The organism is Actinoallomurus iriomotensis, assembly GCF_030269445.1.
GTDB lineage: Bacteria > Actinomycetota > Actinomycetes > Streptosporangiales > Streptosporangiaceae > Actinoallomurus > Actinoallomurus iriomotensis.
Window position 1 is genome coordinate 88141 of record NZ_BSTJ01000019.1, and the last position, 23848, is coordinate 111988.

The 23848-nt window shown below is 71.6% G+C and carries 21 protein-coding genes; 16 read left to right on the plus strand and 5 right to left on the minus strand.

Annotated features, from left to right (window positions below; translation table 11 throughout):
• Positions 1–54 precede the first annotated feature (54 nt).
• The 7 genes from QSK37_RS48180 to QSK37_RS48210 all read left to right on the plus strand — a co-directional run bounded on the left by QSK37_RS48180 (position 55) and on the right by QSK37_RS48210 (position 7764).
• Positions 55–936: a diacylglycerol/lipid kinase family protein gene (locus tag QSK37_RS48180; RefSeq protein WP_285576318.1), complete on the plus strand. Its 882-nt coding sequence runs from the start codon at positions 55–57 to the stop codon at positions 934–936.
• A gap of 118 nt (positions 937–1054) precedes the next feature.
• Positions 1055–1729, plus strand: a complete 675-nt coding sequence (locus QSK37_RS48185; RefSeq protein WP_285635911.1) for a hypothetical protein — start codon at positions 1055–1057, stop codon at positions 1727–1729.
• Between the two features lie 70 nt (positions 1730–1799).
• Entirely contained in the window at positions 1800–2198 is a 399-nt protein-coding gene (locus QSK37_RS48190) for a YccF domain-containing protein (protein WP_285635912.1), read from the plus strand.
• A gap of 55 nt (positions 2199–2253) precedes the next feature.
• Positions 2254–2532 carry a hypothetical protein gene (locus tag QSK37_RS48195; RefSeq protein WP_285635915.1) on the plus strand — a complete coding sequence of 93 codons (279 nt, stop codon included), beginning with the start codon at positions 2254–2256 and terminating at the stop codon, positions 2530–2532.
• A 1073-nt stretch (positions 2533–3605) separates the two neighbouring features.
• Positions 3606–4469, plus strand: a complete 864-nt coding sequence (locus tag QSK37_RS48200; protein ID WP_285635918.1) for an oxidoreductase — start codon at positions 3606–3608, stop codon at positions 4467–4469.
• A 78-nt stretch (positions 4470–4547) separates the two neighbouring features.
• The gene (locus QSK37_RS48205) at positions 4548–6053 is read left to right on the plus strand and encodes a metallophosphoesterase family protein (protein ID WP_285635921.1); all 1506 of its coding nucleotides are present in this window, start codon (positions 4548–4550) and stop codon (positions 6051–6053) included.
• A 70-nt stretch (positions 6054–6123) separates the two neighbouring features.
• Positions 6124–7764, plus strand: coding sequence for a bifunctional 3'-5' exonuclease/DNA polymerase (locus QSK37_RS48210; RefSeq protein WP_285635924.1), 1641 nt, complete (start codon positions 6124–6126; stop codon positions 7762–7764).
• A 31-nt stretch (positions 7765–7795) separates the two neighbouring features.
• Here the strand turns inward: QSK37_RS48210 and QSK37_RS48215 are convergent, their stop codons facing one another.
• The 3 genes from QSK37_RS48215 to QSK37_RS48225 all read right to left on the minus strand — a co-directional run bounded on the left by QSK37_RS48215 (position 7796) and on the right by QSK37_RS48225 (position 11164).
• On the minus strand, positions 7796–9070 hold the full coding sequence (locus QSK37_RS48215) for a flavin-dependent oxidoreductase (protein ID WP_285635927.1): 1275 nt from the start codon (positions 9068–9070) through the stop codon (positions 7796–7798).
• A 3-nt stretch (positions 9071–9073) separates the two neighbouring features.
• Complete coding sequence (locus tag QSK37_RS48220; RefSeq protein ID WP_285635934.1) at positions 9074–9823, minus strand: ABC transporter ATP-binding protein; 750 nt, start codon at positions 9821–9823, stop codon at positions 9074–9076.
• A 252-nt stretch (positions 9824–10075) separates the two neighbouring features.
• Positions 10076–11164, minus strand: a complete 1089-nt coding sequence (locus tag QSK37_RS48225) for an ABC transporter substrate-binding protein (protein ID WP_285635937.1) — start codon at positions 11162–11164, stop codon at positions 10076–10078.
• Positions 11165–11599: 435 nt separating this feature from the next.
• On the opposite strand from QSK37_RS48225, the gene QSK37_RS48230 reads away from it, so the two are divergent.
• The gene (locus tag QSK37_RS48230; RefSeq protein WP_285635940.1) at positions 11600–13252 is read left to right on the plus strand and encodes a thiamine pyrophosphate-binding protein; all 1653 of its coding nucleotides are present in this window, start codon (positions 11600–11602) and stop codon (positions 13250–13252) included.
• Positions 13253–13315: 63 nt separating this feature from the next.
• Here QSK37_RS48230 and QSK37_RS48235 read toward each other — a convergent pair whose 3' ends face one another.
• A complete protein-coding gene (locus tag QSK37_RS48235; protein WP_285576341.1) occupies positions 13316–14188 on the minus strand; it encodes an ABC transporter permease in 873 nt (290 codons plus the stop codon).
• Positions 14185–14925 (minus strand): ABC transporter permease, encoded by a 741-nt coding sequence (locus tag QSK37_RS48240; protein ID WP_285635941.1) that lies wholly within the window; start codon positions 14923–14925, stop codon positions 14185–14187. Before QSK37_RS48240 ends, QSK37_RS48235 begins: the two co-directional genes overlap by 4 nt.
• Before the next feature lie 815 nt (positions 14926–15740).
• Between QSK37_RS48240 and QSK37_RS48245 the strand changes: the two genes are divergently transcribed.
• The 8 genes from QSK37_RS48245 (at position 15741) to QSK37_RS48280 (ending at position 23845) form a co-directional block, all read left to right on the plus strand.
• The gene (locus QSK37_RS48245; RefSeq protein ID WP_285635942.1) at positions 15741–18581 is read left to right on the plus strand and encodes a sensor histidine kinase; all 2841 of its coding nucleotides are present in this window, start codon (positions 15741–15743) and stop codon (positions 18579–18581) included.
• Positions 18578–18979 carry a roadblock/LC7 domain-containing protein gene (locus QSK37_RS48250; RefSeq protein ID WP_285576345.1) on the plus strand — a complete coding sequence of 134 codons (402 nt, stop codon included), beginning with the start codon at positions 18578–18580 and terminating at the stop codon, positions 18977–18979. The genes QSK37_RS48245 and QSK37_RS48250 overlap by 4 nt, the downstream gene beginning before the upstream one ends.
• 2 nt (positions 18980–18981) lie before the next feature.
• Positions 18982–19434 carry a DUF742 domain-containing protein gene (locus tag QSK37_RS48255; RefSeq protein ID WP_285576346.1) on the plus strand — a complete coding sequence of 151 codons (453 nt, stop codon included), beginning with the start codon at positions 18982–18984 and terminating at the stop codon, positions 19432–19434.
• Positions 19435–19453: 19 nt separating this feature from the next.
• On the plus strand, positions 19454–20014 hold the full coding sequence (locus tag QSK37_RS48260) for a GTP-binding protein (protein ID WP_285576347.1): 561 nt from the start codon (positions 19454–19456) through the stop codon (positions 20012–20014).
• A gap of 39 nt (positions 20015–20053) precedes the next feature.
• A complete protein-coding gene (locus QSK37_RS48265; RefSeq protein ID WP_285635944.1) occupies positions 20054–20842 on the plus strand; it encodes an SGNH/GDSL hydrolase family protein in 789 nt (262 codons plus the stop codon).
• Between the two features lie 221 nt (positions 20843–21063).
• The gene (locus QSK37_RS48270) at positions 21064–22065 is read left to right on the plus strand and encodes a LacI family DNA-binding transcriptional regulator (protein WP_285576349.1); all 1002 of its coding nucleotides are present in this window, start codon (positions 21064–21066) and stop codon (positions 22063–22065) included.
• Between the two features lie 14 nt (positions 22066–22079).
• Positions 22080–22835 (plus strand): ATP-binding cassette domain-containing protein, encoded by a 756-nt coding sequence (locus QSK37_RS48275; RefSeq protein WP_285635946.1) that lies wholly within the window; start codon positions 22080–22082, stop codon positions 22833–22835.
• Positions 22832–23845, plus strand: a complete 1014-nt coding sequence (locus QSK37_RS48280; protein ID WP_285635947.1) for an ABC transporter permease — start codon at positions 22832–22834, stop codon at positions 23843–23845. Before QSK37_RS48275 ends, QSK37_RS48280 begins: the two co-directional genes overlap by 4 nt.
• Positions 23846–23848 lie beyond the last annotated feature (3 nt).

Consider the following 23848-nt stretch of genomic DNA (forward strand, 5'->3'; position numbering starts at 1 on the left):
TACGATCCCGCGCAGAGCCCGCTCGCAGGCGCGGGCCCCGGACAGGAGACCGACATGCGATCGTTCACCGCCGTGGTGAACCCGGCCGCCGGCAGTGACCCGGCCGCACGCCTCATCCCGGTCGCGCGGCGGCTGCGCGAGGCCGGCGCCGAGGTCGCGGTGGAGTACAGCCGCAGCCTCGAGCACGCGGGCGACCTGGCGCGGGAGGCCGCCGAGAAGGGGCACGTCGTGATCGCGACGGGCGGCGACGGCATGGTGGGCGGCCTGGCCGGGGCGCTCGCGGGCAGTGACGCGGTCCTCGGCATCCTGCCCGCCGGGCGCGGCAACGACTTCGCCCGCCAGCTCGGCCTGCCCGACGACCCCGAACGCCTGGCCGACCTGCTGCTGTCGGCCGAGCCCACGGCGATCGACGCGATCGAGGTGACCTCCGGCGACGGCACGACCAATGTCGTGGCCGGCAGCGTGTACGGCGGCGTCGACTCGGTGGCCAACGCGCACATCAACCGGCTGACCCGGCTGCCGGGCTCCCTCGCCTACTACCTCGGCCCGCTGCGCGCGATCGCGACGTGGCGGCCCGTCGCGTACCGCATCACGGTCGACGGAGAGACGCGCGAGGAGCGCGGGTACACCGTCGTCGCCGCCAACTCCGGGTACTACGGCTACGGCCTGCACGTCGCGCCGGACGCCTCCGTCTCCGACGGGCTGCTCGACGTCGTCATCATCCGGCACGCGCCCCGCCGCCTGTTCTTCGCGGTGATGCGCGAGCTGCCGCACGGCACGCACGTACGCCGCCCGGAGATCGAGGTGCTCCGCGGACGCGAGGTGCGCGTGGAGGCCGACCGGGAGATCCCGTTCGGCGGCGACGGCGAGCTGCTCGGCACCCTGCCTGCGACGATCCGGGTGCTGCCCGGCGCGCTCCGGGTCATCGCGGCCTGACCTGCCGCCGGGGGACACTCTCCTGGCGGCCTGGTGAAGCTTGCCCGGCGCTTTGCCGCACGGCGACCGGCCACCGGGTACGTTGCCGAGTGCGATCGGGGAGCTGGGGGCGACCACTGTGAAACACGCGCTCGCCGTCCTGGCCGGCATCGCCGTGGGGCTGCCGGTGATGGCGGCTCTCGCGTCCGCGGGCGGGCACACCGCGGGTGCCCTGCCGGACCGCTACGTGCCGTGGGCGCACCACCTCCGCGGCGGGTACACCACGATCAGGACGCCGGTCCGCCCGTCCCGCGCACGGACCCGCCACCGGTCCCGCGTGCTCATCTCCACCTCGCCCGCCTCCGCCGGCACGCCGTCGCCGACGCCCGCCGGCCGGCTCGTCCGTCACGCCCGGCCCGCCGAGGCCGCCGAACCCGCCGACGGCCTGCAGGTCTCCATCGAGGCCCCGCACTCGGTCCGGCCCGGCGGCACCTACGCGTACCGGATCCGCCTGGCCAACCGCGGGCGCGCGACGCCGGGTGAGATCACCGTACGCAACACGCTCCCGGCGGGCGTCGAACGGACCAGCACGTCACTGCCGGGCGGCGCCGGAGGCTACGCGGGCGGCCGCGACACGACACTCGTCCTGCCCCGGCTCGGCCCGGGCCGCTCCGCCACCGCGCGCTTCGTCGTACGGGTCCGGCCGAAGGCCCGCGGCGAACTGGTCGCCCGCACCCGGATCGCCTCGATCGGCGGCGCACGGGTCCCCCGCACCGGCACGAGCGTCTCCCACGTGGCGACCAGAGTTCGCTGATCCACCGGAACCGCGGGCCACCCGTGCTTCGTCTCACCTGTGACGACCGCGACACGGGAAGGCAGGGAGCATGCGTACGCTGCTCAACCTCATCTGGCTGGTGCTCTCCGGGCTCTGGATGGCACTCGGGTACTTCCTCGCGGGGATCGTCTGCTGCGTGCTCGTCGTCACCATCCCGTTCGGCGTCGCGGCCTTCCGCATCGGCGCCTTCGCACTCTGGCCGTTCGGCCGGACCGTCGTGCGCAAGCCGAGCGCCGGAGCGATGAGCACCATCGGCAACGTCATCTGGTTCGTCGTCGCCGGTCTGTGGCTGGCCATCGGGCACCTGCTCAGCGGCATCGCGCTGTGCGTCACGATCATCGGCATCCCGCTCGGCCTGGCCAACTTCAAGCTCATCCCGGTGTCGTTGATGCCGCTGGGCGCCGACATCGTCGACGCCGACGACCCGCGCGTCCTCGTCGCGGCCTGACTCCTCGCCTTGCGGGTCTCGACAGCGGAGGGTGTCCGGGTCCACACTGGCCCCCATGCCAGGGGCCTCTCCGCTGCCCAAACAGGGCGACGTGTTCTTCGACTGCCGCAGGCCGGACCGCTCGTTGCGGATCAGCCGCCACCCGGACGCCGGAGTGGTCGTGCTGAGCATCTGGAACGGCGGCGTCTGCCAGGGAACGTTCCAGCTGCCGGCCGACCAGGTCGGCATGTTCGCGGACGCACTGCTCCACGGCCCACCCCCGGAAGCCGCCGCGGAGACCGCCCCCGAACTCTTCCGCACCGGCGAGTACGACACGCACCCCCGCATCGCGTGAACCAGGGGCCCTGATCGTCGCCCTGGGGTGGGGCGTTCACGTCGCGCCTCCGGCGACCGACCCCGTCCGCCCTGGATGTGCCGTCGCGCCTCGATAGCACGTCGGGTACTGCTTCGCACGCTGCATCTGTCTCGGCGGGTGGGGGGTGATGGACCAGTCGCCCGCCGGGCGTATGTGGTGGGCATGTCGCTCGTTGGGCGGGGTGCGGCAGGCGAGCGGCCCGCCGGGCGGCGTGCGGGGGTGAGGCGAAGGTGAGCCTGCGGGACCGGTGGTGGTCCGTGCGCGGGAAGGGCGGACCGGCGTTCTGATCGTGGCGTACCCGTCGCGGAGGCTGAGGTGCGGTGTTCGGTCTCGATCGCACGTCGCTTCGCGGGGTGGCTGCTTCTGTTTCGCCCGTGGGGCGTGGTGGACCAGCCGCCCGCCGGGCGGGTGCGGCGGGCGAGTCGCCCGCCCGGGCGGTGTGGTGGAGGAGTCGCTCGCCGGGCGGGGTGCGGCGGGCGAGCGGACCGCCGGGCAGCGTGCCGGCGGGTGAGGCGAAGACGCGCGCCACGCGTGGACCGGAGTGGGGCCGGGCGCTGGAGCGGCGGACCGGCGTCCTGCTCATGGCGTACCCGTCGCGCAGGCCGCGGGGCTCGGCGTCCCGTCCCGGTAGCGCGGCAGGTGGATGCCACCGGGCTGGGAAGGGCGCCTCTTGCCTGACGCCGTCCCGTCTCACCGGCGCCTCGTTTGAGCGCCGCCGGCCCAGGCATCGGCTTCTCCCGCTTGGTGCGCCGCCCCGCGCCAGGCAGCGAACCCCAGAGGCCGCCACCGACTCAGGCAGCGAACCCTCCCGCCTGAGCGCTCCCTGTGTCATCCCCCTCGCTTGAGCCCCCTGCCCGGGGACGGACCCCGCCCGCCCGGGGTGTGCCATCCCATTTCCATTGTCCAGTGGCTGCTTTCGTCCAGGGAAGGGCACGGCGCGCCTGTGGATGACCGCTGCTTCCAACCGCAACGTTGTGGTTGTGAGACCCGAACGCTAGCATCGGCGATTGCAACCCCAACGTTGGAGATGTACACCCAGAGAGGCGAACGACATGGCAGACAGCGCTCCCGGCGGCACCCTTCGGCTCGCGGACGATCTCGTGCTCAGCCGCATGGGCTACGGCGCGATGCAGCTCGCCGGGCCCGGGGTGTTCGGGCCGCCCAAGGATCGGGCCCAGGCCATCGCGGTCCTGCGCGAGGCGGTCGAGCTGGGCGTCACCCACATCGACACCAGCGACTTCTACGGCCCGGCCGTCGTCAACGAGCTCATCCGCGAGGCGCTCCACCCCTACAAGGAGGACCTGCGCATCGTCACCAAGGTCGGCGCGCGGCGGGACGAGAACGGCGGCTGGCACCCTTCGCTGGAGCCTGCCGACCTGCGGAAACAGGTCCACGACAACCTCCGGCACCTCCGTGTCGACGCGCTGGACGTCGTCAACCTGCGGCTGTCGGCCGAGGGCACCGGCGAGGAGTCCGTCGCCGAGCAGTTCGGCGCCCTGGCGGAGCTGCGCGAGGACGGCCTGATCCGCCACCTCGGCCTCAGTGGAGCCACCGCCGCCCAGCTCACCGAGGCGCAGGGCATCGCGCCCGTCGTGACGGTGCAGAACCTGTACAACCTCGCGAACCGGCAGGACGACCCCCTCGTCGACCGGTGCGCCGCCGAGAACATCGCCTATGCCGCGTTCTTCCCCCTCGGCGGGTTCAGCCCGATCCAGTCCCGTACGCTCACGGACGTGGCGGCGCGCCTCGGCGCCTCGCCGCAGCAGGTCGCGCTGGCCTGGCTGCTCCGGCGCTCGCCCACGACCGCGCTCATCCCGGGGACCTCGACCCTCGCCCACCTCCGCGAGAACGTCGCCGCCGCGGACCTGGCGCTGCCGCCCGACGCGGTCGCCGAGCTCGACGCCATCGGCGGCTGAGCGGCCCACCCGCGCACTTTCGCCTGGAATGGCGTGAACACGGCGTGTCGCCGCTATTACGGCTGTTACGGTGCCGCCGTGCCCCCCTCTGCGCCTCTGTCCTCGCGTCACTCACCGGCCGGCGCCGGCTGGTCGTGCGACGAGCCGGGGACCTACACCGACCTCATGCCGGCCCGGGTCCAGAACCTGTCCTGGCTCAACCCCGCCGTCCTCTGGCGGTCGCGCAACGACGTGCTGGCCCGCCGGTTCGGCGATCCGACCAACGACGAGCGGCGCCGGTGGGTGGCCCGCCAGCTCGGTGCGGGTGCGCCGCCCGACTTCGCCATCCCGCGCGACGACCCGTCGTCGTTCTCGTTCATGGTGCTGGGCGACACGGGGGAGGGGGACGCCCCGCAGTACGCCGTGGTGCCCGGGTTCCTGAAGATGAGCGAGGACACGCGGTTCGCCGTCATCGCCAGTGACGTGATCTACCCGACCGGCAGCGTCAACGAGTACGGACCCAAGTTCTTCCGGCCGTACAAGGACTACGACGCGCCCATCTACGCCGTGCCGGGCAACCACGACTGGTACGACGGGCTCGGCGGGTTCATGCGGATCTTCTGCGGCGCGCCCGAGCTGCCTCCGGAGGGCCGGCCGCGGCTGCTGTCGCGCGCCTGGTGGCGGCGGCTGTTCTGGAAGAACCCGGACGTTCCCGACGAGACGCTGCTGGCCGAGGCCGAGAGCCTGCGGTCCCGGCCGGAGCAGCGGGCCGGGCAGCCCGGCCCGTACTGGATGATGGACGCCGGTCCGATCCGGATCATCGGCATCGACACGGGCATCCTCGGCGGCATCGACCGCGAGCAGGGCGCGTGGCTGCGGAAGGTCTCCGAAGGCCCCAAGCCGAAGATCCTCATCACCGGCAAGCCGCTGTACGTCGACGGCGCCCACCATCCGGGTCCCATCGAGGGCGGCGGCACGGTCGATGAGATCGTCCAGGACCCGGCGTGCAACTACGTGGCGGCGATCGGCGGCGACATCCACAACTACCAGCACTATCCGGTCAAGGTCGGCGACCGTACGATCGAGTACGTCGTCTCCGGGGGCGGCGGCGCGTTCATGCACGCCACGCACACGATCCCCAAGGTGAATGTCGGCGGCGTCGGCGAGGACGACTTCCGCTGCTACCCGCTGCGCGGCGACTGCCTGGCCTTCTACGGCCGGATGTACGGGCGGCGGCTGCGGATGCGGTGGCTGTTCGAACTGACCAGTGAGCAGGCCGCGGCGGTCATCGCCCAGCGGCTCGGCATCCCGCCGAGGCGGGAGACGAACGCACCGGTGACGTGGCGCACGCGGCTGGTGGCGACCCTCCTGGGCGTACCGGGGCGCCCGCACCGCCACCGGGGGTTCCGGCTGCCGGTACGCCGGGCGTACCAGCGGTTCCTGTCCCCGGCCTCCGCCTCGTACGGGCCGCCGCTGTTCAAGAGCTTCCTGCGGATCGACGTGACGCCGGAGCGGCTGCGCATCCGCTGCTTCGGCGCGTCCGGCTGCCGGGAGCACGAGGTGGCACCGCCCCTGGAGGACGAGATAACGATTCCGCTCACCTGACGGGCGACCGGCGGGTACGCCCCGAGGGCCGAGACCGCGACTGTCGGACGCCACGGGCACAATCGGGAGCATGCGGATCGCGGTCGCCGAGGGGCCGGACGACGGAGGCGTGCTGTGCCCCGTCGCCGAGGACGGCGCACCGCTGGAGCCCGCCGAGCCGGTCGCCGACCTCGTCGCCGCCGTCGCCGCCCGCGAGGCGCGGGCGAAGGAGCGGGGCGACCCCGCCGGCGTGCGCTGGGTCTGGCCCGCGACCGCGCGGATCTACCCGCGCTTCCTCCGGGCGGGCGTGCGCCTGGCGCGGTGCCACGACCTGGAGCTGGCCGAGATCCTCCTGCTCAACCACGCCGGCCGGTACGGCGAGCCGCGCTCGCTGCGGGCCGCGTTCGCCCGGCTCAACGGCTCGGCGGTGCCGGACGACGTCGTCCCCGGCGACGGGCCGCCGACGCTGTTCGACGAGCGGCCCGCCGACGACATCGACGCCGTCGTCGCCGTCCACGCCGAGCAGCAGCGACGCGCCGCCGAGACCGGCATGCGCCTCCTGGTCGCGGCGGAGTCGGCGGGCGGGCTCGCGGCGGCGGAGATGGGCCACGACGGGCTGCCCTGGCGGCCCGACGTGCACGATGCCCTGCTGACCGAGCTCATGGGCCCGCGTCCCGCGCCCGGTCTGCGGCCGCGCCGGCTCCAGGAGCTGGCCGACCGGATCGGTGAGGCGTTCGGGCAGCGGATCAACCCCGACTCGCCGGCGCAGGTGGTCAAGGCGTTCGCGGCGGCGGGCGTCGGCATCTCCTCCACCCGGTCGCACGTGCTCAAGAACGTCGAGCACCCGGCGGCCGGGCTGCTGCTCGCCTACAAGGAGCTCGCCCGGCTCCACGTCGCGCACGGCTGGTCGTGGCTCGACTCCTGGGTGCGCGACGGCCGGTTCCGCCCGGAGTACGTCGTCGGCGGCGTGGTGTCCGGCCGGTGGGCCACCAACGGCGGCGGTGCGCTGCAGATCCCCAAGGTGCTGCGGCGCGCGGTCGTCGCCGATCCCGGCTGGACGCTCGTCGTCGCCGACGCCGCCCAGCTGGAGCCGCGCGTGCTCGCCGCCCTCGCCGGCGACCGTGCCCTGGCCGCCGCCGCGGGCGAGAACGACCTGTACGCCGCGCTGGCCGGCGTGTTCGGCGGCGCGCGCGACAAGGCCAAGATCGCGCTGCTGTCGGCGATGTACGGCGGCACCAGCGGCGAGGCGCCGCAGCTGCTCGCCGTCATGCGCCGCCGGTTCCCCGACGCGTACGAATACGTCGAGGCGGCGGCCCGTACGGGCGAGGCCGGGCGGCTGGTCCGCTCGCGGTTGGGTCGCACCTGCCCGCCGCCCTCGCACGAGTGGCGCGACCTGGCCGTGCAGGACGACGGTGGCGCCGCCGTGCGCAGCCGGGGCCGGTTCACTCGCAACTTCGTCGTCCAGGCCAGCGCCGCCGACTGGGCGACGGTGCTCCTGGCGGCACTGCGCCGCCGGCTGACCGTGCTGGAGACCGTGCCGGAGCGAGCGCCGCGCCTGGTGTTCTTCCAGCACGACGAGGTGATCGTGCACGCGCCGGAGCACCACGCCGAGGCGGTGGTCACCGCCATCCGCGACTCCGCCGCCGAGGCCCGCCGTCTGGTGTTCGGCGACACTCCGGTCCGCTTCCCCATGGAGGCGGTCGCGGTCCCCTGCTACGCCGACGCCAAGTAGAGGGCGTCTCCTCGGCCGGCGGCGCCTCGGATCAGCCCGCGCCGACCGGGTTCCACGACGGCCGGGAGTTCAGCGCCTCCACGTCCATGTCCGTCGTACGCCGCCAGCCCTCCCGCAACGCGGTCAGCTCGTCGGCGGTCAGCACGTCCGCGATGTCGGTGAAGCCGTCCGGCGCTCGTTCGGCGACGACGTCCAGGATGCGGTCGGCGGCCATGTCGCGGCACGCCCGCACCACCGCGTTGGCGTCGTCGAGGCGCGCCTTCTCGTACGCCTGCAGCGCCTCGGCGGGGTCGTCGCAACGGGACAGCTCCAGCGCGAGCACGCGCGCGTCGATGACGGCCAGCGACCCGCCGTTCGCGCCGACCGGGTACATCGGGTGCGCGGCGTCCCCCACCAGTGTCACGCGGCCGCGGCTCCACCACGGCAGCGGGTCCCGGTCCACCATCGGGTACTCCAGGATCTGCGGCGACTCCGCGATCAGCCGGGGCACGTCCAGCCAGCCCAGCCGCCAGTCGGCGAAGTACGGCAGGACGTCCTCGGCCCGGCCCTCGCGCGTCCAGTCGGCGGTGTCGGTCTCGACACGGGTCTCGGGCGACACCCGGACCTCCGCCACCCAGTTCACCAGCGCCCGGCCGCGGTCCTCGGCCGGCTTGGAGATCGGATAGCACACGAGCCGGCCGGACCGGTGGGAGCCGGCGACGATCATGCTGCGGCCGGTCAGGTACGGATCGGCCTCGGCGATGCCGCGCCACATGCGGATGCCGTTCCACAGCGGAGGGCCCTCACCGGGATGCAGCCGGCGGCGCACGGCCGAGGAGAGCCCGTCGGCGCCGATCAGGACGTCCGCGCGCAGCGTCACCGGCGCGCCGCCCGTACGCGCGTGCAGGCACACCTCGACGCCGTCGGCGTCCTCGGCGAACGACTCGAACACCAGCCCGGTCCGTACGGCCGCGGGCCCGAGCCGTTCCACCACCGCGTCGAGCAGGAGCATCTGCAGCTCACCGCGGTGAATGGAGTACTGCGGCCAGCGGTAGCCGGCGTGCACGCCACGGGTGTGGGCGATGATCTCGTTGGCGTGCCGGTCCATGCGGAGCATCTCGCGGGTCGGGATCCCGGTCGCCGCCAGGGCGTCGCCGAGCCCCAGTTCGGTCAGCTCGCGTACGGCGTGCGGCTGGAGGTTGATGCCGACGCCGAGCGGCAGCAGGGCACGCACCGCGTCCACCACGACCACCTCTGCGCCCGCGGCGTGCAGGCTGAGCGCCGACGTCAGACCGCTGATGCCGGCGCCGACGATGAGCGCCTTCAAGGCTTAGGCGGGGACGGCGTTGTCGCGCACGAGACGCCCGACCTCCGAGCGCAGGTGGACGAACTCCGGCAGCTCGCGGGTCTCGATGCGGTCGCGCTCGGCGGGCAGCCCGACGTCGAGGTCGGCCATGACCCGGCCGGGCGAGCGGCCCATGACGAGGACGCGGTCGCTGACGTAGACGCTCTCGTCGATGTCGTGGGTGACGAGAAGGATCATCATGTCGCTCGCCGCGTGCGCGCGCAGGAGCAGGTCCTCCAGGTCCTCGCGCGTCTGCGCGTCCACCGACCCGAACGGCTCGTCCATCAGCAGCAGCGTCGGGCGGTAGGCCAGCGCCCGCGCGATGGCGACGCGCTGCTGCATGCCGCCGGACAGCTGCCAGGGGAACTTCCCGCCCTTGTCCGCCAGGCCGACCTCCTCCAGAGCCTCGTCGGCGGCGGCGCGGCGGGCGGCCTTGTCCAGGCCGCGGCGGCGCAGCGGGAAGGTCACGTTGTCCCGTACCGACAGCCAGGGGAGCAGCGAGCGGGAGTAGTCCTGGAACACCACGGCCAGGTCGTCGGGCACGCCGTCCACGGTCCGGCCGGAGAGCCGGATCTCTCCGGTGGTCGGGGTGATCAGCCCGGCGACGGCACGCAGCAGAGTCGACTTCCCGCAGCCGGACTTGCCCACGATGCTGACGAGCTCGTTCTCGCCGACTTCGAACGAGACATCGTCCAGAGCCGTCTGTTCGCCGTACGTGTGAGTGAGTTTCAGCACTTCAAGCACGATTATGAACCCCGCAGCTCCGAGTAACGGAAGCGCCAATAATAACGTAGCCCCGGCAACTGCGACATAGGAGATGCATCCTGCAATGCAAGTCTCGCGGGATGCAAGTCTCGTGCCACTGCCCCGGGACACGACAGAACACCTTACGAAAGCCGTCAAGTTCCGCCGGTGGCGGAGGCCGGCCGTCCCGCGGAGGGGTGGGGCGGGACGACCGGCGACGTCATGCGCGAACGCCCGAAGGACTTACTGCAGGACGCCTGAGACGTCGTAGTGCTGCTTGATGACGCCGAGCTCGGTCATGAGGTCGGCGACCCGCTGCAACCGTGTCTTGCTCAGGGACGCCGGGTAGACGCCGAGCGTGATGGTCTGCGCCACCTGCGGCGACAGGCCCTTGACATAGGTCGGCAGGATCTGTCCGACCTGGTTCCGGTCGGTCGCCGCCTGCTGGGCCTTGGCCATCGCCCGCTGGAAGGCCGCGACGGTCTTCGGGTTCTGCTTCGCGAACTTCTGCGACGTGAGGTAACCGCCGACCGGAAGGTCGGCCGTCGGACCGGCCATCGTGTCCACGATGACGCGGGCGCCGAACTTCTGCTGTGACTGGCTCAGGAAGGGCTCGGTCATGAAGGCGGCGTCGATCGAGTGGTTCTGCAGCGCCGCCGGCATGTTCGGGTACTGGATCTCGACGAGATGGACCTGGTCGGGGGCCACTCCCGCGTTTTTCAGCGCCGCATTGGTCAGCAGGGACGGAAAGCCCTTCGTGTTGATGAGGCCGATCTTCTTGCCGACGAGCTGCTTGGCGTTGTGAATGGGGGAGTTCGGCAAGGTGATCAGGGGATACAGGTTGCTGCGCCCCTGGTAACCGTCGGTCACCACCCGAAGCTTCACGCCCTGGGTCGCGGCCTGGACGATCGGGATGTAGGCGCTGTAGGAGAAGTCGACCCCGCCCGACATGACCCGGGAAATCGTCTCCGAGCCATTGGTCAGAATCGTGGGCGTCACATTGAGGCCCTCGGCCTTGAAGTAGCCCTTGGAGCGCGCCAGGTAAACGGTCGCCGCGTCCGGGATCGGCAGCACGCCCACCTTGATGTTGGTCTTCTCCAGCCCACTCGAGCTCTTGTTCGAGTCCGAGCCGCCGCAGGCGGTGAAAGCCGAAACGGCGAGCATGGCAAGGGCTGTCGCTTGAGTCCAGCGACGTATTTTCATGGAACTCCTCGAGAGGGATTCGCGCCGGACCCTTAGTCGGCGTGCGCAGGGGAGGGGGCACGCGTCGAACACCGGCTTCAGGTCACTGGTTAACGGCCGGGCCAGAGTATAGGGCTGCCACATCGGCATGTCTGGGTACCATCTGCAAATTTGGTAACAGATGCGGACGTTCAGGACGTTCGCTACGGAGAGTGCACAAAGCCTGCGCTGAGTGTGGTCTTGATCACGTTTTTGTCACGCCTGGAAGGCCTTCAGTCATGGATGCAGTCACGGGACAAGTCGCCCTTATTCGTGATGAATCGGGTGCTATAGCATCCGAGGCGCACTGAAGGGCCGTTGGCGAACACAGCAGTTCCGCGGCCCGGCCCGCGCGCGGGGTGGACGCTCGGCCACGGCGTGCGCCGGACCGGTACGGCCGTCGGCACCAGAGGAAAAGAGGGTCATGTTCCCAGTCCCACCGATTTCCGTCCCGACGCCGGCCCGCCCGGCGACGCTTCGTCACCGACTCCAGGCGAACCACGGCCGTGCGGACCACCGGTCCGTACCGGCCGCCGGGAGGACGGCGTGACCGGGGCGGGCCGCAGCGGCGGGCGCGCCGTGCTCGAGACGCTGCGCGCCTGGGGCGTGCGCCGCGTCTTCACCTGCCCGGGAAGCACCGAGGCGGCCTTCCTCGACGCGACGCTGGATCACCCGGACTTCGAGGTCGTCCTCACCCCGCACGAGTCCATCGCCGTCTCGGCGGCCGACGGATACGCGCGGGTCACCGGCGAGCCCGCCGTCGCGTACCTGCACACGCACGTCGGCCTGGCCAACAGCCTCGGCCACCTGAACGCCGCGCGGCTCGCGCACTCGCCCGTGGTCGTGCTCACCGGCCTCAAACCCGCGCTCCTCCAGTCGCACCGCAGCTTCACGTGCGTCCCGGACACCGGCCGCCTGGTCGAGCCCTACGTGCGCGCGCAGTGGCAGTCACTGCGGACCGAGGACATCCCGGCGGACCTCAACCGCGCCTTCCGGCTCGCGCTCACCGAGCCGGCCGGGCCGACATGGGTGGGTCTGTCGCAGGACCTGATGAACGACACCTGCACCGCGCCGGTGCCCGACCCGCAGCGATACCGTCCCCGCGCGCGTACGGCCCCGGACCCGGAGCTGATCCGCGAGGCGGCCGCGCTGCTGGCCTCCGCGGCCAGCCCGCTGCTCGTGGCCGGGGCGGAGGTCGCCCGGCACGGGGCCGTCGGCGACCTGATCGCGCTCGCCGAGCGGCTCGGCGTGCCGGTGGTCAACGAGGACCGGCGGACCTACGAGCGGCCGGGCTTCCCCACGTCCCACCCGAACTTCGCCGGCCTGTACGACGCCCGCCGCGCGACCGTGCGCGACAGCGACCTGATCGTCTTCGCCGGGTGCCGCTGCTTCACCGAGTTCGAGACGCCGGTACGGCCCGACGTGCCCGAGGGCGCCCGCGTCGTCCACATCCATTCCGACGCCGCCGAGATCGGTCACATCTACGGTGTGGACACCGGCATCGTCGCCGACGAGGGACTGGCGCTGGCCGCGCTGCTCGAGGCGCTCCCGCGCGACGGCTTGGCCGCGCGGGCCGGCCGGGTGGACGAGGCGCGCGGGGAGTACCTCGCCGACACCGGGCCGCTGCCGCCGGAGCCGGAGGGCGTCGAGAACGTCGCCGCGGTGGCCGACGCGCTCGCCGAGCAGGTCGGGGAGAACACGACCGTCGTCGGTGACGCGACGACCACGGGCGCGATCCTCCTGCGGCGGCTTCCGCAGGACCCGCCGCACCAGTACTACACGACGTCCTCGGGGTCGCTCGGCTGGGCGATGGGCGCCGCGCTCGGCGTCAAGCTCGGCCTGCCGGAGCGCGAGGTGGTGGCCGTGCTGGGCGACGGAGCGTTCCAGTTCGGGCCGCAGGGCCTCTGGGTGGCCGCCCGCTACCAGATCCCGGTGACGTTCGTCGTGATCAACAACGAGTCGTACGCGGCCGTGGCGGCCGCGCTGCGGCGGTACGGCGGGACCGCCGTCGAGCGCGGCGAGTTCCCCGGCAAGGACCTGTCCGGCGTCGACGTGGCCGCGATCGCCCGCGGGTACGGGGTGTTCGGCCAGCGGATCCACCAGGCCGCCGAGCTCGGCGAGGCGATGGCCAAGGCGCGCACGCACCCGGGGCCGTCGCTGATCGAGATCATGACCGATCCCGACTACCTCGGTCCCTGATCGCCGGAAAGAAGAAGAGCGGCCCGCCGGTCACCGGCGGGCCGCTCTCGTCGTCCGGGACCCCTACGGCTCCACGCGGCGGGCGCCGCGGTGCCAGGCGAGCAGCCGCCGCTCCACCCAGAGCAGCAGCGCGTTGAGCGTGTACCCGAGGATGCCGAGCAGCACGATGGCCGACCACATGTCCGGCAGCTGGAAGGAGTCCTTGGCGGTGTAGAGGGTGTAGCCGATGCCGTTCGTGCCGCCGACCATCTCCGAGATCACCATCAGGATGATCGACATCGACAGGCTGACCCGCAGGCCCGCGAAGATCTTCGGCGCTGCGGAGGGCATGATGATCAGCCGGAACCGCTCGAACCGCTTCAGCGCGAACACGCGCGCCAGGTCCAGCTGCAGCGGCTCGACCGAGCGCGCCCCGTCGATCGAGTTCAGCAGGATCGGCCAGAGCACCCCGAAGACGATCACCGCGAGCCGCATCGTCAGGCCGAGTTTGAACAGGACGATGAACACCGGGATCAGCGCGGGCGACGGGATGGCGCGGAAGAACTGGATCAGCGGGTCGACGTAGTCGAGCAGCCGCCGCGACCGCCCGAGCAGCACGCCCAGCCCGACCCCGATCACCACCGCGATGCCCCAGCCGGCGAGCATCCGCCCGATGCTGGGCAGGATGTTGCCGGTGGCCGCCGGCGTGAGGAAGAGGTGGCTCGCCGGACCGGTCAGCCACAGCTCGTACATCCGCTTGGCGATCACCGTCGGGGCGGGGAAGAACATCTTGTCGTCCTCGGGCACCGCGACGTACGTCGCGAGCTGCCAGAGCGCGACCGCGACGGCGAAGACGATCCACCGCAGGAGCAGCCCCGTCGGCCCGGACCGGCCGAACGGCCTGGTCCTGCGCGGCGCGGCCGCGACGGCCGCCGGCGTGGTGGTGGAGGCTGTCATGCGGCCCTCCCGAGACGCTCGAAGTGCCAGCGGAACATGCGCCGTTCCAGGGTGCGCATGGCGAGGTCGATGAGGAACCCGAGCAGGCCCGCGATCCCCGCCGCCGCGAAGACGACGTCGGCCCGGCCGGCGTCGGCGCTCGCGGTGAGGATGAAGATGCCGATGCCGTGCTCCCCGCCGCCCGCGATCAGCTCGGTGCTGATGGTCACGATGAGGGCGATCGAGGACGCCACGCGGATGCCGGTCGCCACGAACGGCGCGACGCTCGGCAACGCGACACGGGTGAGGATCACGAGCCGGCCCATGCCGAACGACCGCGCCATCTCGCGGGGGACCGGGTCGACGTCGCCGACGGCGTAGATCGTGTTGATGAGGATCGGCCAGAGCGCCGCGTACGCCGCCAGCGTCTGCTCGATCTGCGCCTGCTCGGCGATCATCAGAATGACGAGCGGGATCAGCGCCACCGCCGGGATCGGCCGCAGGAACTCGATGAGCATCCGGACGGCGGAGTTCACGAAGGGCAGGCTGCCGAGCAGCAGGCCGGCGGGCACCGCGATCACGGCCGCGATGAGCAGTCCGACGGCCCAGGCGGTGAGTGTCCAGCCGATGTCCTGGAGGAAACCGCCGTCCGTGATGAGACGGGCGGCCCGTGCCAGAACGGTGGATGACGGCGGCAGGTAGGAACGGTCGACGAGGCCGATCCGGCCGATCACCTCGCCGATCAGGAGGAAGATCACGACGCCGACGACGCCGCGGACGATCCGTCCTGCTCGTGGCTGCTTTTTCGCATTTCGCGAGGCCGCGGCGGGGATGCGACTACCTGCAATCGAATCCGTCGCCGGGACCGGTGTCCTGACACTGCGGTCAGCCAATGCTCACTCCCTGGACGGCCGTGGATACCGGCCTGACGTGCGCGGAATGTGGCAACGCGCCGCGGAACGGCGCCGTCCCGCCGGCGTTCCGTTCGGAGCCGCCTCGGGCCTGACGGTGGGGAGACCCCGCAGGGAACCTATCGTAATGACGTGGTACGGGCCTTACAGCGCTGATTGCGCTGGATACGGGGGGTTACTTTCCGTAGTGCCTGGGTACGGTAACTGGGTTACGGTCCGCCCTCTGCCCGTGAACGACGAATAGAACCCCATTTTGGTGACCGGTGAGTCGTCGGCGAGAAACTCTCTGTGACCATTGCTCTCGTTTCGATCTCTTCGGCAGGGAGTGTTCGTCGACTACTTGCCGTAGAGCACGGGCGGAGGCAATGATGTTGGCCGCAAATCAGTCGGTGCCCACCTTCAGGGCAGGATGATGCAGAAAGCAGAGAAATTTAGATAGGTGGGACATAGGATCGCCTCGGATATATGCAGACGGTTCGTTTTGGGTAGCGACACCACTCTGTGTAGGCGAAACCGTGCTCGGCCGGCGGACCTGCCTCCCGTCGATCGCTCGCATCGTCCGGCAGGCCCGACACGGTTCGATCCGGTGAGACGCAGCGGAAGGTAGTGTGGACAGCGACGGAGATCGGACGCGGCAGAGCGCCGCGGACACGTCCCAGCCCATGGACGAAACGGCGAGCCGCCCCAAGCGGCGATTCGCCGGACGTTTCGCCCTACGCAACTGGAAGGTGTCCGCCCGGCTCGTCGCGCTCATCGTCATCCCGACCATCGTGGCGGGCGTGCTCGCGGGCCTGCGTGTCAACAGCGCCCTGGCGAACGCGTCGACGTTCGGCCGTATCGAGCGGCTGGCCGCACTGGGTGACAAGCTGAGCGTGCTGACGCACGCGCTCGAGGCCGAGCGCGACACGACGGCCCTGTACGTGGCATCGTCCGGGAAGAGCGCGAGCAAGAGCGACCTGCAACACGTTGAGGGGCAGGTGGACTCGGCCGTCCAGGGGGTGCGCGCCCAGGCCGGTGGCATCGATGACTCCTACCCGAGTCAGACCCGGACCCAGGTGCGCGACATCCTCAACCGGCTGAGTCAGTTGAGCGGCCTACGGGCGGAGGCGACGCAGACCAAGCTTCCCGCGGACGCGACGATCGACAAGTACAGCGAGTTCGTCGCGGACCTGCTGAACTTCAACGAGCAGATCGCCCAGGACGGCTCGAACTCCGACCTCGCCGAGGAGTCCCGCGCGCTCGACTCCCTGGCCGAGGCCAAGGAGGACTCCGCCAGAGAGCGGGGCTTCCTCTCGGTCGCGCTGGCGGCCGGCGGGTTCCAGCCGGGCGCCTACCAGGAGTTCCAGGCGGCGCGCAGCCAACGGGACACTGACATCGCGGCCTTCCAGGCGGACGCGACGCCGGCGGAGGCCCAGCTCTACTCCGACACGGTCGCCGGACCCGAGGTCGACCAGGCGGAGCTGATCCGCCAGCAGGCGGTGACGCAGGCGGGCAAGTCGGCCGACCTGTCACTCGCCGGCATGGGCGTCAACTCCGACCCGCGCAAGTGGTTCAACGACATGACCGTGCGCTCGGACAAGATGCGCGCGGTCGAGGACCAGCTGGTGCACAACCTGCTGGACAAGAGCCACAGCCTGAAGAGCCAGGCGCAGCGGTCGGCACTGCTCATCGGCGGCCTGCTGCTCGTCGTACTGCTGCTCGTGGTCTTCGCGGTCGTCATCGTCGCCCAGTCGCTGGTCCGGCCGTTGCGCCGGCTGCGGGGAGGCGCGCTGGACGTGGCCGGCACCCGGCTGCCCGACTTCGTCCGCCGGCTGCGTGAGCCGGACGTCGAACAGGTCGGCTTCGACGTCGAGCCGATCGACGTCGACTCCACCGATGAGATCGGTGAGGTCGCGCGGGCCTTCGACGAGGTCCACCGCGAGGCCGTACGCCTGGCGTCCAACGAGGCCATGCTGCGGGGCAACGTCAACGCGATGTTCGTCAACCTCTCCCGCCGCAGCCAGTCGCTGATCGAACGTCAGCTGCGGCTCATCGAGGACCTCGAACAGAGCGAGCAGGACTCCGGCCGGTTGGACAGTCTCTTCAAGCTCGACCACCTGGCGACCCGCATGCGCCGCAACTGTGAGAACCTCCTGGTCCTCGGCGGCCAGGAGCAGGCACGGCGGTGGAACAAGCCGGTCGCGCTCGTGGACATCGTGCGCGCGTCCCTGTCCGAGGTCGAGCAGTACGAGCGGATCACGCTGCGGATCCAGGACGAGGTCTCGGTGAACGGCCGGGTCGTCAACGACCTGGTCCACCTCGTGGCGGAGCTGGTGGAGAACGCCACCTCCTTCTCGCCCGAGCACACCAAGGTGGCGGTGTCCGGACACCTGCTCAGCGGAGGCGGGGCCATGCTCCAGATCTCCGACAGCGGGGTCGGCATGTCGCCGGAGGAGCTCGAGGAGGCCAACTGGCGGCTGGCCAACCCGCCGACGATCGACGTGTCGGTCTCCCGGCGCATGGGCCTGTTCGTCGTCGGCCGCCTCGCGCAGCGGCACGGCATCCGGGTCGAGCTGCGCGCCGCGCTGTCCGGCGGCCTGACCGCCTTCGTCATCCTCGCCCCGAACACGATCATGCAGGACCCGCAGAAGGTGCGCCCGCAGCGGCTCGACACGTTCGGCGGTCCGTCGCTGGACCGCGGCCCGGTCTCGCAGCCCCTACAGCCGGTCCAGCCGGTCCAGCCGGTCCAGCCCGTGCAGCCCCTTCAGCCGCCGGCCGTCCGCGGTGAGATCGGCCGGCCGGGGGACACCGGGCGGCCCGGCGAGAACGGGCGGCCGGGGGAGAGCGGGCGGCCGCCCGTACCGGACACGCCGCGCGAGCCGTTGCGGTCCCACGGCACGCCGCTGCCCAAGCGCAAGGCGGCGCCGACGTCACCGCCCGGCCGCGGCTCCGGTCCGACCGCCCCGTCGCGTTCGTCGCGTCCGCAGGGAGTGCCGCCCTCCAGGTCCGGCCCGCCTCCGGGGCCGCCGCAGGAGCCGCCGCCGCCCCGGCCGGTGCCCCAGGCGCAGCCCCAATCGGCGGGCCCGGCGTTCGGCGAACGCCGCTCGGTGACCGAGAACAACGGACGCTCACCTATCTTCGAGGCAATGCAGTCGGAATGGTTCGAACGGCGTAAGACGGGATCGACGAGCCGTGCTGAGACCGCTCCGCCGAGAGAGTGGTCCTCGCCCGGCGATGACGGGTGGCGAGCCGCGGAGGCGATCCGCGCGCCGGCCACCGGCGGGCAGACCAGCGCCGGCCTGCCGAAACGGGTACCCGGAAGCAACCGGATCCCCGGATCGGTCGGCTCGGCGAGGCCGGCCCCGCCGGGGCCGGCCGCGCAGCCGGCGCAGCCCGCACCCAGAATGGAATCCCGCCCGCCGCAGGCGGAAACCGTACGGAACCGTTTCGCGAGCTTCCAGCAGGGCGTACGGAAGGGTCGCGCCGCGATCCAGCCCGAAGATGATGAACGGGAGAACCAGTGAACAGCCGCCAGGACCTCAGTTGGCTGGTGACGAACTTCGTCGAACGCGTCCCGCGCGTCGCGCACGCCGTGGTGGTCTCCTCCGACGGTCTGCCGATGGCGTACTCGGAAGGCTTCCCGGCCGACCGTGTCGATCAGCTCGCCGCGATCGCGTCGGGACTGACCAGTCTCACCCAGGGCGCGGCCCGTATCTTTGAGGGCGGTGCGGTCACGCAGACGCTCGTCGAGATGGAACGCGGGCTGCTGTTCGTGATGGCGATCAGCGACGGTTCCGTGCTGGGCGTCCTCGCCGCACCCGACTGCGATATGGGATTGGTGGCATACGAGATGGCACTGCTCGTCGAGCGTGTGGGCCGCGTGCTGACGCCCGCGCTCCGCGCCGAACCCGGGATCGGTTAAGGGTGGACGGCGGCAGGTACGGGAATTACGGGTTCGGCCCCCAGCACGGGTCGAACCCCGGTCCGCACCGAGACCCGCCGCCGGGGCCGCCCTCGTCGCCGCCCTCGGAAGCGGGAGACTCCAGTTCGCTGGTCCGGCCGTACGCGGTCACGGGCGGGCGCACCAAGCCACGGTACGACCTGCCGATCGAGGCGCTGATCTCGGTCGCTCCGTATCCGCGGCACGACATCACGACTCTCACCCCCGAGTACAAAGCCATCATCGATCTGTGCCGCAACTGGCGTTCGGTGGCGGAAGTGTCGGCCCTGCTCAGACTGCCGCTCGGCGTGGCCCGTGTGCTGATCGCGGACATGGCGCACGAAGGCCTGCTACGCCTGCATCAGTCTCCCTTCACTGAGGGGCAGCCTGACCTCCAGCTGCTGGAAAGGGTTCTCAGTGGACTTCGCAAGCTCTAATCCGGGCGCCTCCCCCGGAATGACCTCGGTCAAGATCATTGTCGGGGGAGGCTTCGGTGTGGGGAAGACGACCTTCGTCGGTTCGGTGTCAGAGATCATGCCGCTGACCACCGAGGCCGTCATGACCGCGGCCAGCACCGAGGTCGACGACCTGTCCTCCACTCCGGACAAGACGACCACGACCGTCGCGATGGACTTCGGCCGGGTCAGCCTCGACCGGGAGCTGATCCTCTACCTGTTCGGCACGCCCGGACAGCACCGCTTCTGGTTCATGTGGGACGACCTGGTGAAGGGCGCGATCGGAGCGGTGGTCCTGGTGGACACGCGCCGGCTCGCCGACTCCTTCGCCGCGGTCGACTACTTCGAGGAGTCGGGGGTGCCCTTCGTCGTGGGCATCAACGGTTTCGACGGCGTCTACACCCACACGATCGAGGACATCCGCGACGCGCTCACGATCGGCGCGCACGTGCCGATCGTCACCTGTGACGCGCGCAACCGCGAGTCCACCAAGGCGACGCTCATCACGCTGGTCGAGCACGCCCTGTCGATGCGCGGCCGGGGAGTGCCGATCAACAACTGAGGGGCTGTGATCGCCGGGAGGCGGCGTCATGCATCATTGATGGACGTGACCGACTCCGAATCGACGTACTCCTCATACGTGGCCCTCGGTGACAGCTTCACCGAGGGCCTCGACGACCCGGATCCCGCCGGCGGCTACCGCGGCTGGGCCGACCGGCTCGCCGAGCACCTCGCCGCCTCCGCCTCAAGCTCCACCAGCGGCCTGCGCTACGCCAACCTCGCCATACGCGGGCGGCTGCTGGGCCAGGTCGTGGCCGAGCAGGTACCGCGCGCCGTCGAGCTGCGGCCGGACCTGATCACGCTCGCCGCAGCCGGCAACGACCTGCTGCGCCCGCGTGCGGATCCGGACCGGCTCGCCGTCGTCTTCGAGGACGCGGTCCGGCGGCTGCGGGCGACCGGCGCCGAGGTGCTGCTCTTCACCGGCTTCGACACGCGTGACGTGCCGGTGCTGCGCCGCATCCGCGGCAAGGCGGCGATGTACAACCTGCACGTCCGCTCCATCGCGGACCGGCACGACTGCCGGGTGGTGGACCTGTGGTCGATGCGGACGCTGCTGGACCCGCGGGCCTGGGCGCCGGACCGGCTTCACCTGTCGCCGGAGGGGCACCGGCGCGTGGCGCTGGCCGCCTGCGAGGCGCTCGGCATCGAGGCCGCCGGCGACTGGCGCGAGCCCTGGCCGGCGGCGCCGCCCGTCGACTGGCTGACCTCGCGGCGCGGTGACATCGAGTGGGCGCGGACCTACTTCGTGCCATGGATCCAGCGGCGCCTGCAGGGACGCTCGTCCGGCGACGGCCTCACGGCCAAGCGCCCGGACCTGCACCCGTTCTGAACCGGCTCTGAGACCGGCTCGGAGGCGGGGCCGGAGTCACGCGGCCGGTTCGTGCCGTGGTCGGGCCGCGGGCTTGACGCCGGGCGTACAGAGATGAGATGACAACGTTGTCGTCCTGAGAGATCGCCCGGGACCCTCGCCGGCCGCGGGCGCGGGGTTCGGGCAGTCTCTCACGGTCGGCGGTCTCGACGCCCCGTCCAGCCGAAGTCCTGAGGGAGCCCATGCGGCCGACCATGCGTGACGTCGCCCGGCGTGCCGGCGTGAGCCTCAAGACGGTCTCGCGCGTGGTCAACGGCGAGGACGGCGTGCGGCCGGACACGACCGCGAAGGTCAACGCCGCCATCTCCGCGCTGGGCTTCCGCCGCAACGACATCGCCCGCGCGCTGCGCGGCGGAAAGCGCACCCGCAGCCTCGGGCTCGTCATCAAGGACGTCGCCAACCCCTTCTACTCCCAGATCGCGCGCGGGGTCGAGGAGGTCGCGCGGGCCCACGACCTCCTGGTCATCTCCGGCTGCTCGGACGAGGACCCCGCGCGGGAGCGCCACCTCATCCGGTCGCTGTGCGAGCGCCGGGTGGACGGCCTGCTCGTCGTGCCCTCCGGCACCGACCACCGCTACCTGATCCCCGAGATCAGCATGGGCACCCCCGCGGTCTTCATCGACCGCCCGCCCGAGGAGGCCCTTGAGGCCGACGTCGTCCTCATCGACAGCGTCGGCGGGGCCCGTACGGCCGTCGACCACCTCGTCCGGCACGGCCACCGCCGCATCGCCTGCCTGTCCGACCTGCCCGGCATCTTCACCGCGAGCGAGCGCCTGCGGGGCTACCGCGAGGCGCTGGGCGAGCACGGCGTGCCCGTGGACGAGGCCCTCGTACGTCCGGGCCGGCACGACGTGGCCGGCGCCGAGTCGGCCATGGCGGAGCTGCTCGCCCTCGACGACCCGCCGACGGCCGTCTTCACCGGCAACAACCGGCTGACGGTCGGCGCGCTGCGGGCCGTCCAGGCCGCCGGCGCGGGCACGGCGCTGGTCGGCTTCGACGACCTGGAGCTCGCCGACATGCTCGCCACGCCGGTGACCGTCGTGGCGCACCAGCCCGTGGAGATGGGCCGGCGCGCGGCGGAGCTGCTGTGCCGGCGCATGGCGGGCGAGGAACTGCCCCCGCAACGCGTGGTGCTGCCGACCCACCTCATCGTCCGCGGCTCCGGGGAGCTGCCGCCGCCCTAGCCAGGAAGGTGCACATGACGGAACCGCTGCTCGAAGCACGAGGCGTCACGAGGCGTTTCGGTCATGTCCAGGCCCTGCGAGGGGCCGCCTTCACCGCGTACGCGGGCGAGGTCGTCGCGCTCATCGGCGACAACGGCGCCGGCAAGAGCACTCTGGTCAAGACGCTCGCCGGCGCGCTGCGGCCCGACGGCGGCGAGATCCTCCTCGACGGCCGCCCGGTGCACCTGACCGATCCGGTCGACGCGCAGCGGCTCGGCATCGAGACCGTCTACCAGGACCTCGCGCTCGCCCACGACCTCGACGCCGCCGCGAACCTCTTCCTCGGCCGCGAGCCGACCCGGTTCTCGTTCCTCCACGTGCTCGACCGGGGCGTCATGCAGCGGCGGGCGGCGGAGGCCTTCGACGAGCTCGGCATCCGGCTGCCCGACATGTCCGCGCCCGTACGGCAGCTGTCCGGCGGGCAGCGTCAGTGCGTCGCCGTGGCGCGCGCGGTGGCGTGGGCGTCGCGGGTGGTGTTCATGGACGAGCCGACCGCCGCGCTGGGCGTGGTCCAGCGAAAACAGGTGCTCGACCTCATCCGGCGCGTCCGCGACCGTGGCGTGACGGTGGTCCTGATCAGCCACAACATGCCCGAGGTGCTCGCCGTCGCCGACCGGGTGGAGGTGCTGCGGCTGGGCCGCAGGGTCGCCCGGTTCACCGCCGCGGACACGTCGGTGGAGCAGCTCGTCTCGGCGATGACCGGAGGACTGGACCAGGAGGGTGCCGCATGACGACGACCGCCGTCTCTGAGGAGACCACGGAGACGGGACGGATCCCGGCCCTCCTGCGCTCGAACACGGTGTGGACGCTCGCCGTGCTGGTCGCACTGTTCGCGTTGTTCGCCGTGCTCAAGCCGGCCGAGTTCGCCACGACCTTCAACATCCGCAACGTCGCGACCGACTCGGCCATCCTGCTCGTCCTCGCGGTCGGCATGACGTTCGTCATCGTCACCGCCGGCATCGACCTGTCGGTCGGCTCCGTGCTGGTCTTCTCCGGCGTCGTCGCGGCCAAGACGATGGTCGCCCTGGGCGGCACGACCGCGGGCTGGGGCGGCATCGCGCTCGGCGCGCTCGCCGGGATGGGCAGCGGGCTCGGCTGGGGCCTGGTGAACGGCCTGCTCGTCACCAAGGCGAGGATCCCACCCCTCATCGCCACTCTGGGCAGCCTCGGCGTGGCCCTCGGCCTCGCCCAGGTCATCACGGGTGGCAGCGACGTCAACCGGATCCCCGCCAAGCTGGCCAACGCCATCGGGTACGGCCTGGTCGCCGGGGTGCCCTGGCTCGTCATCATCGCCGTGCTCATCGCGGTCGTCTTCGGGCTGCTGCTGGCGCTCACCCGGTTCGGCCGCCACACGTACGCGATCGGGTCCAACGCCGAGGCGGCACGCCGGGTCGGCATCAAGGTCGACCGGCACCTCATCAAGGTGTACGCGCTGTCCGGCCTCCTGTCGGGAGTGGCCGGCGTGCTGTCGCTGGCGCACTACACGACCACCACGATCGCCAGCCACACGTCCGACAACCTGAGCGCGATCGCCGCCGTCGTCATCGGCGGCGCGAGCCTGTTCGGCGGCGTCGGCACCGTCGCGGGCACGGTGATCGGCGTGCTGATCCCCGGCGTCCTGCGCAACGGTCTGATCATCCTCGGGGCACAGCGGTTCTGGCTCGATGTCGCGGTCGGGGCCGTACTGGTCGTCGCGGTCTTCTTCGACCAGCTACGGCGGCGAGCGCGAGAACGTCGATAAAGG

Bases quoted from the DNA above. Each gene is read 5' to 3' on its own strand.
- QSK37_RS48180 (WP_285576318.1), top strand. From the start codon at position 55: ATGCGATCGTTCACCGCCGTGGTGAACCCGGCCGCCGGCAGTGACCCG.
- QSK37_RS48245 (WP_285635942.1), top strand. From the start codon at position 15,741: ATGGACGAAACGGCGAGCCGCCCCAAGCGGCGATTCGCCGGACGTTTC.
- QSK37_RS48280 (WP_285635947.1), top strand. From the start codon at position 22,832: ATGACGACGACCGCCGTCTCTGAGGAGACCACGGAGACGGGACGGATC.
- QSK37_RS48270 (WP_285576349.1), top strand. From the start codon at position 21,064: ATGCGGCCGACCATGCGTGACGTCGCCCGGCGTGCCGGCGTGAGCCTC.
- QSK37_RS48275 (WP_285635946.1), top strand. From the start codon at position 22,080: ATGACGGAACCGCTGCTCGAAGCACGAGGCGTCACGAGGCGTTTCGGT.
- QSK37_RS48190 (WP_285635912.1), top strand. From the start codon at position 1,800: ATGCGTACGCTGCTCAACCTCATCTGGCTGGTGCTCTCCGGGCTCTGG.
- QSK37_RS48225 (WP_285635937.1), bottom strand. From the start codon at position 11,164: ATGCCGATGTGGCAGCCCTATACTCTGGCCCGGCCGTTAACCAGTGAC.
- QSK37_RS48235 (WP_285576341.1), bottom strand. From the start codon at position 14,188: ATGACAGCCTCCACCACCACGCCGGCGGCCGTCGCGGCCGCGCCGCGC.
- QSK37_RS48210 (WP_285635924.1), top strand. From the start codon at position 6,124: ATGCGGATCGCGGTCGCCGAGGGGCCGGACGACGGAGGCGTGCTGTGC.
- QSK37_RS48265 (WP_285635944.1), top strand. From the start codon at position 20,054: ATGGACGTGACCGACTCCGAATCGACGTACTCCTCATACGTGGCCCTC.
- QSK37_RS48260 (WP_285576347.1), top strand. From the start codon at position 19,454: ATGACCTCGGTCAAGATCATTGTCGGGGGAGGCTTCGGTGTGGGGAAG.
- QSK37_RS48195 (WP_285635915.1), top strand. From the start codon at position 2,254: ATGCCAGGGGCCTCTCCGCTGCCCAAACAGGGCGACGTGTTCTTCGAC.
- QSK37_RS48200 (WP_285635918.1), top strand. From the start codon at position 3,606: ATGGCAGACAGCGCTCCCGGCGGCACCCTTCGGCTCGCGGACGATCTC.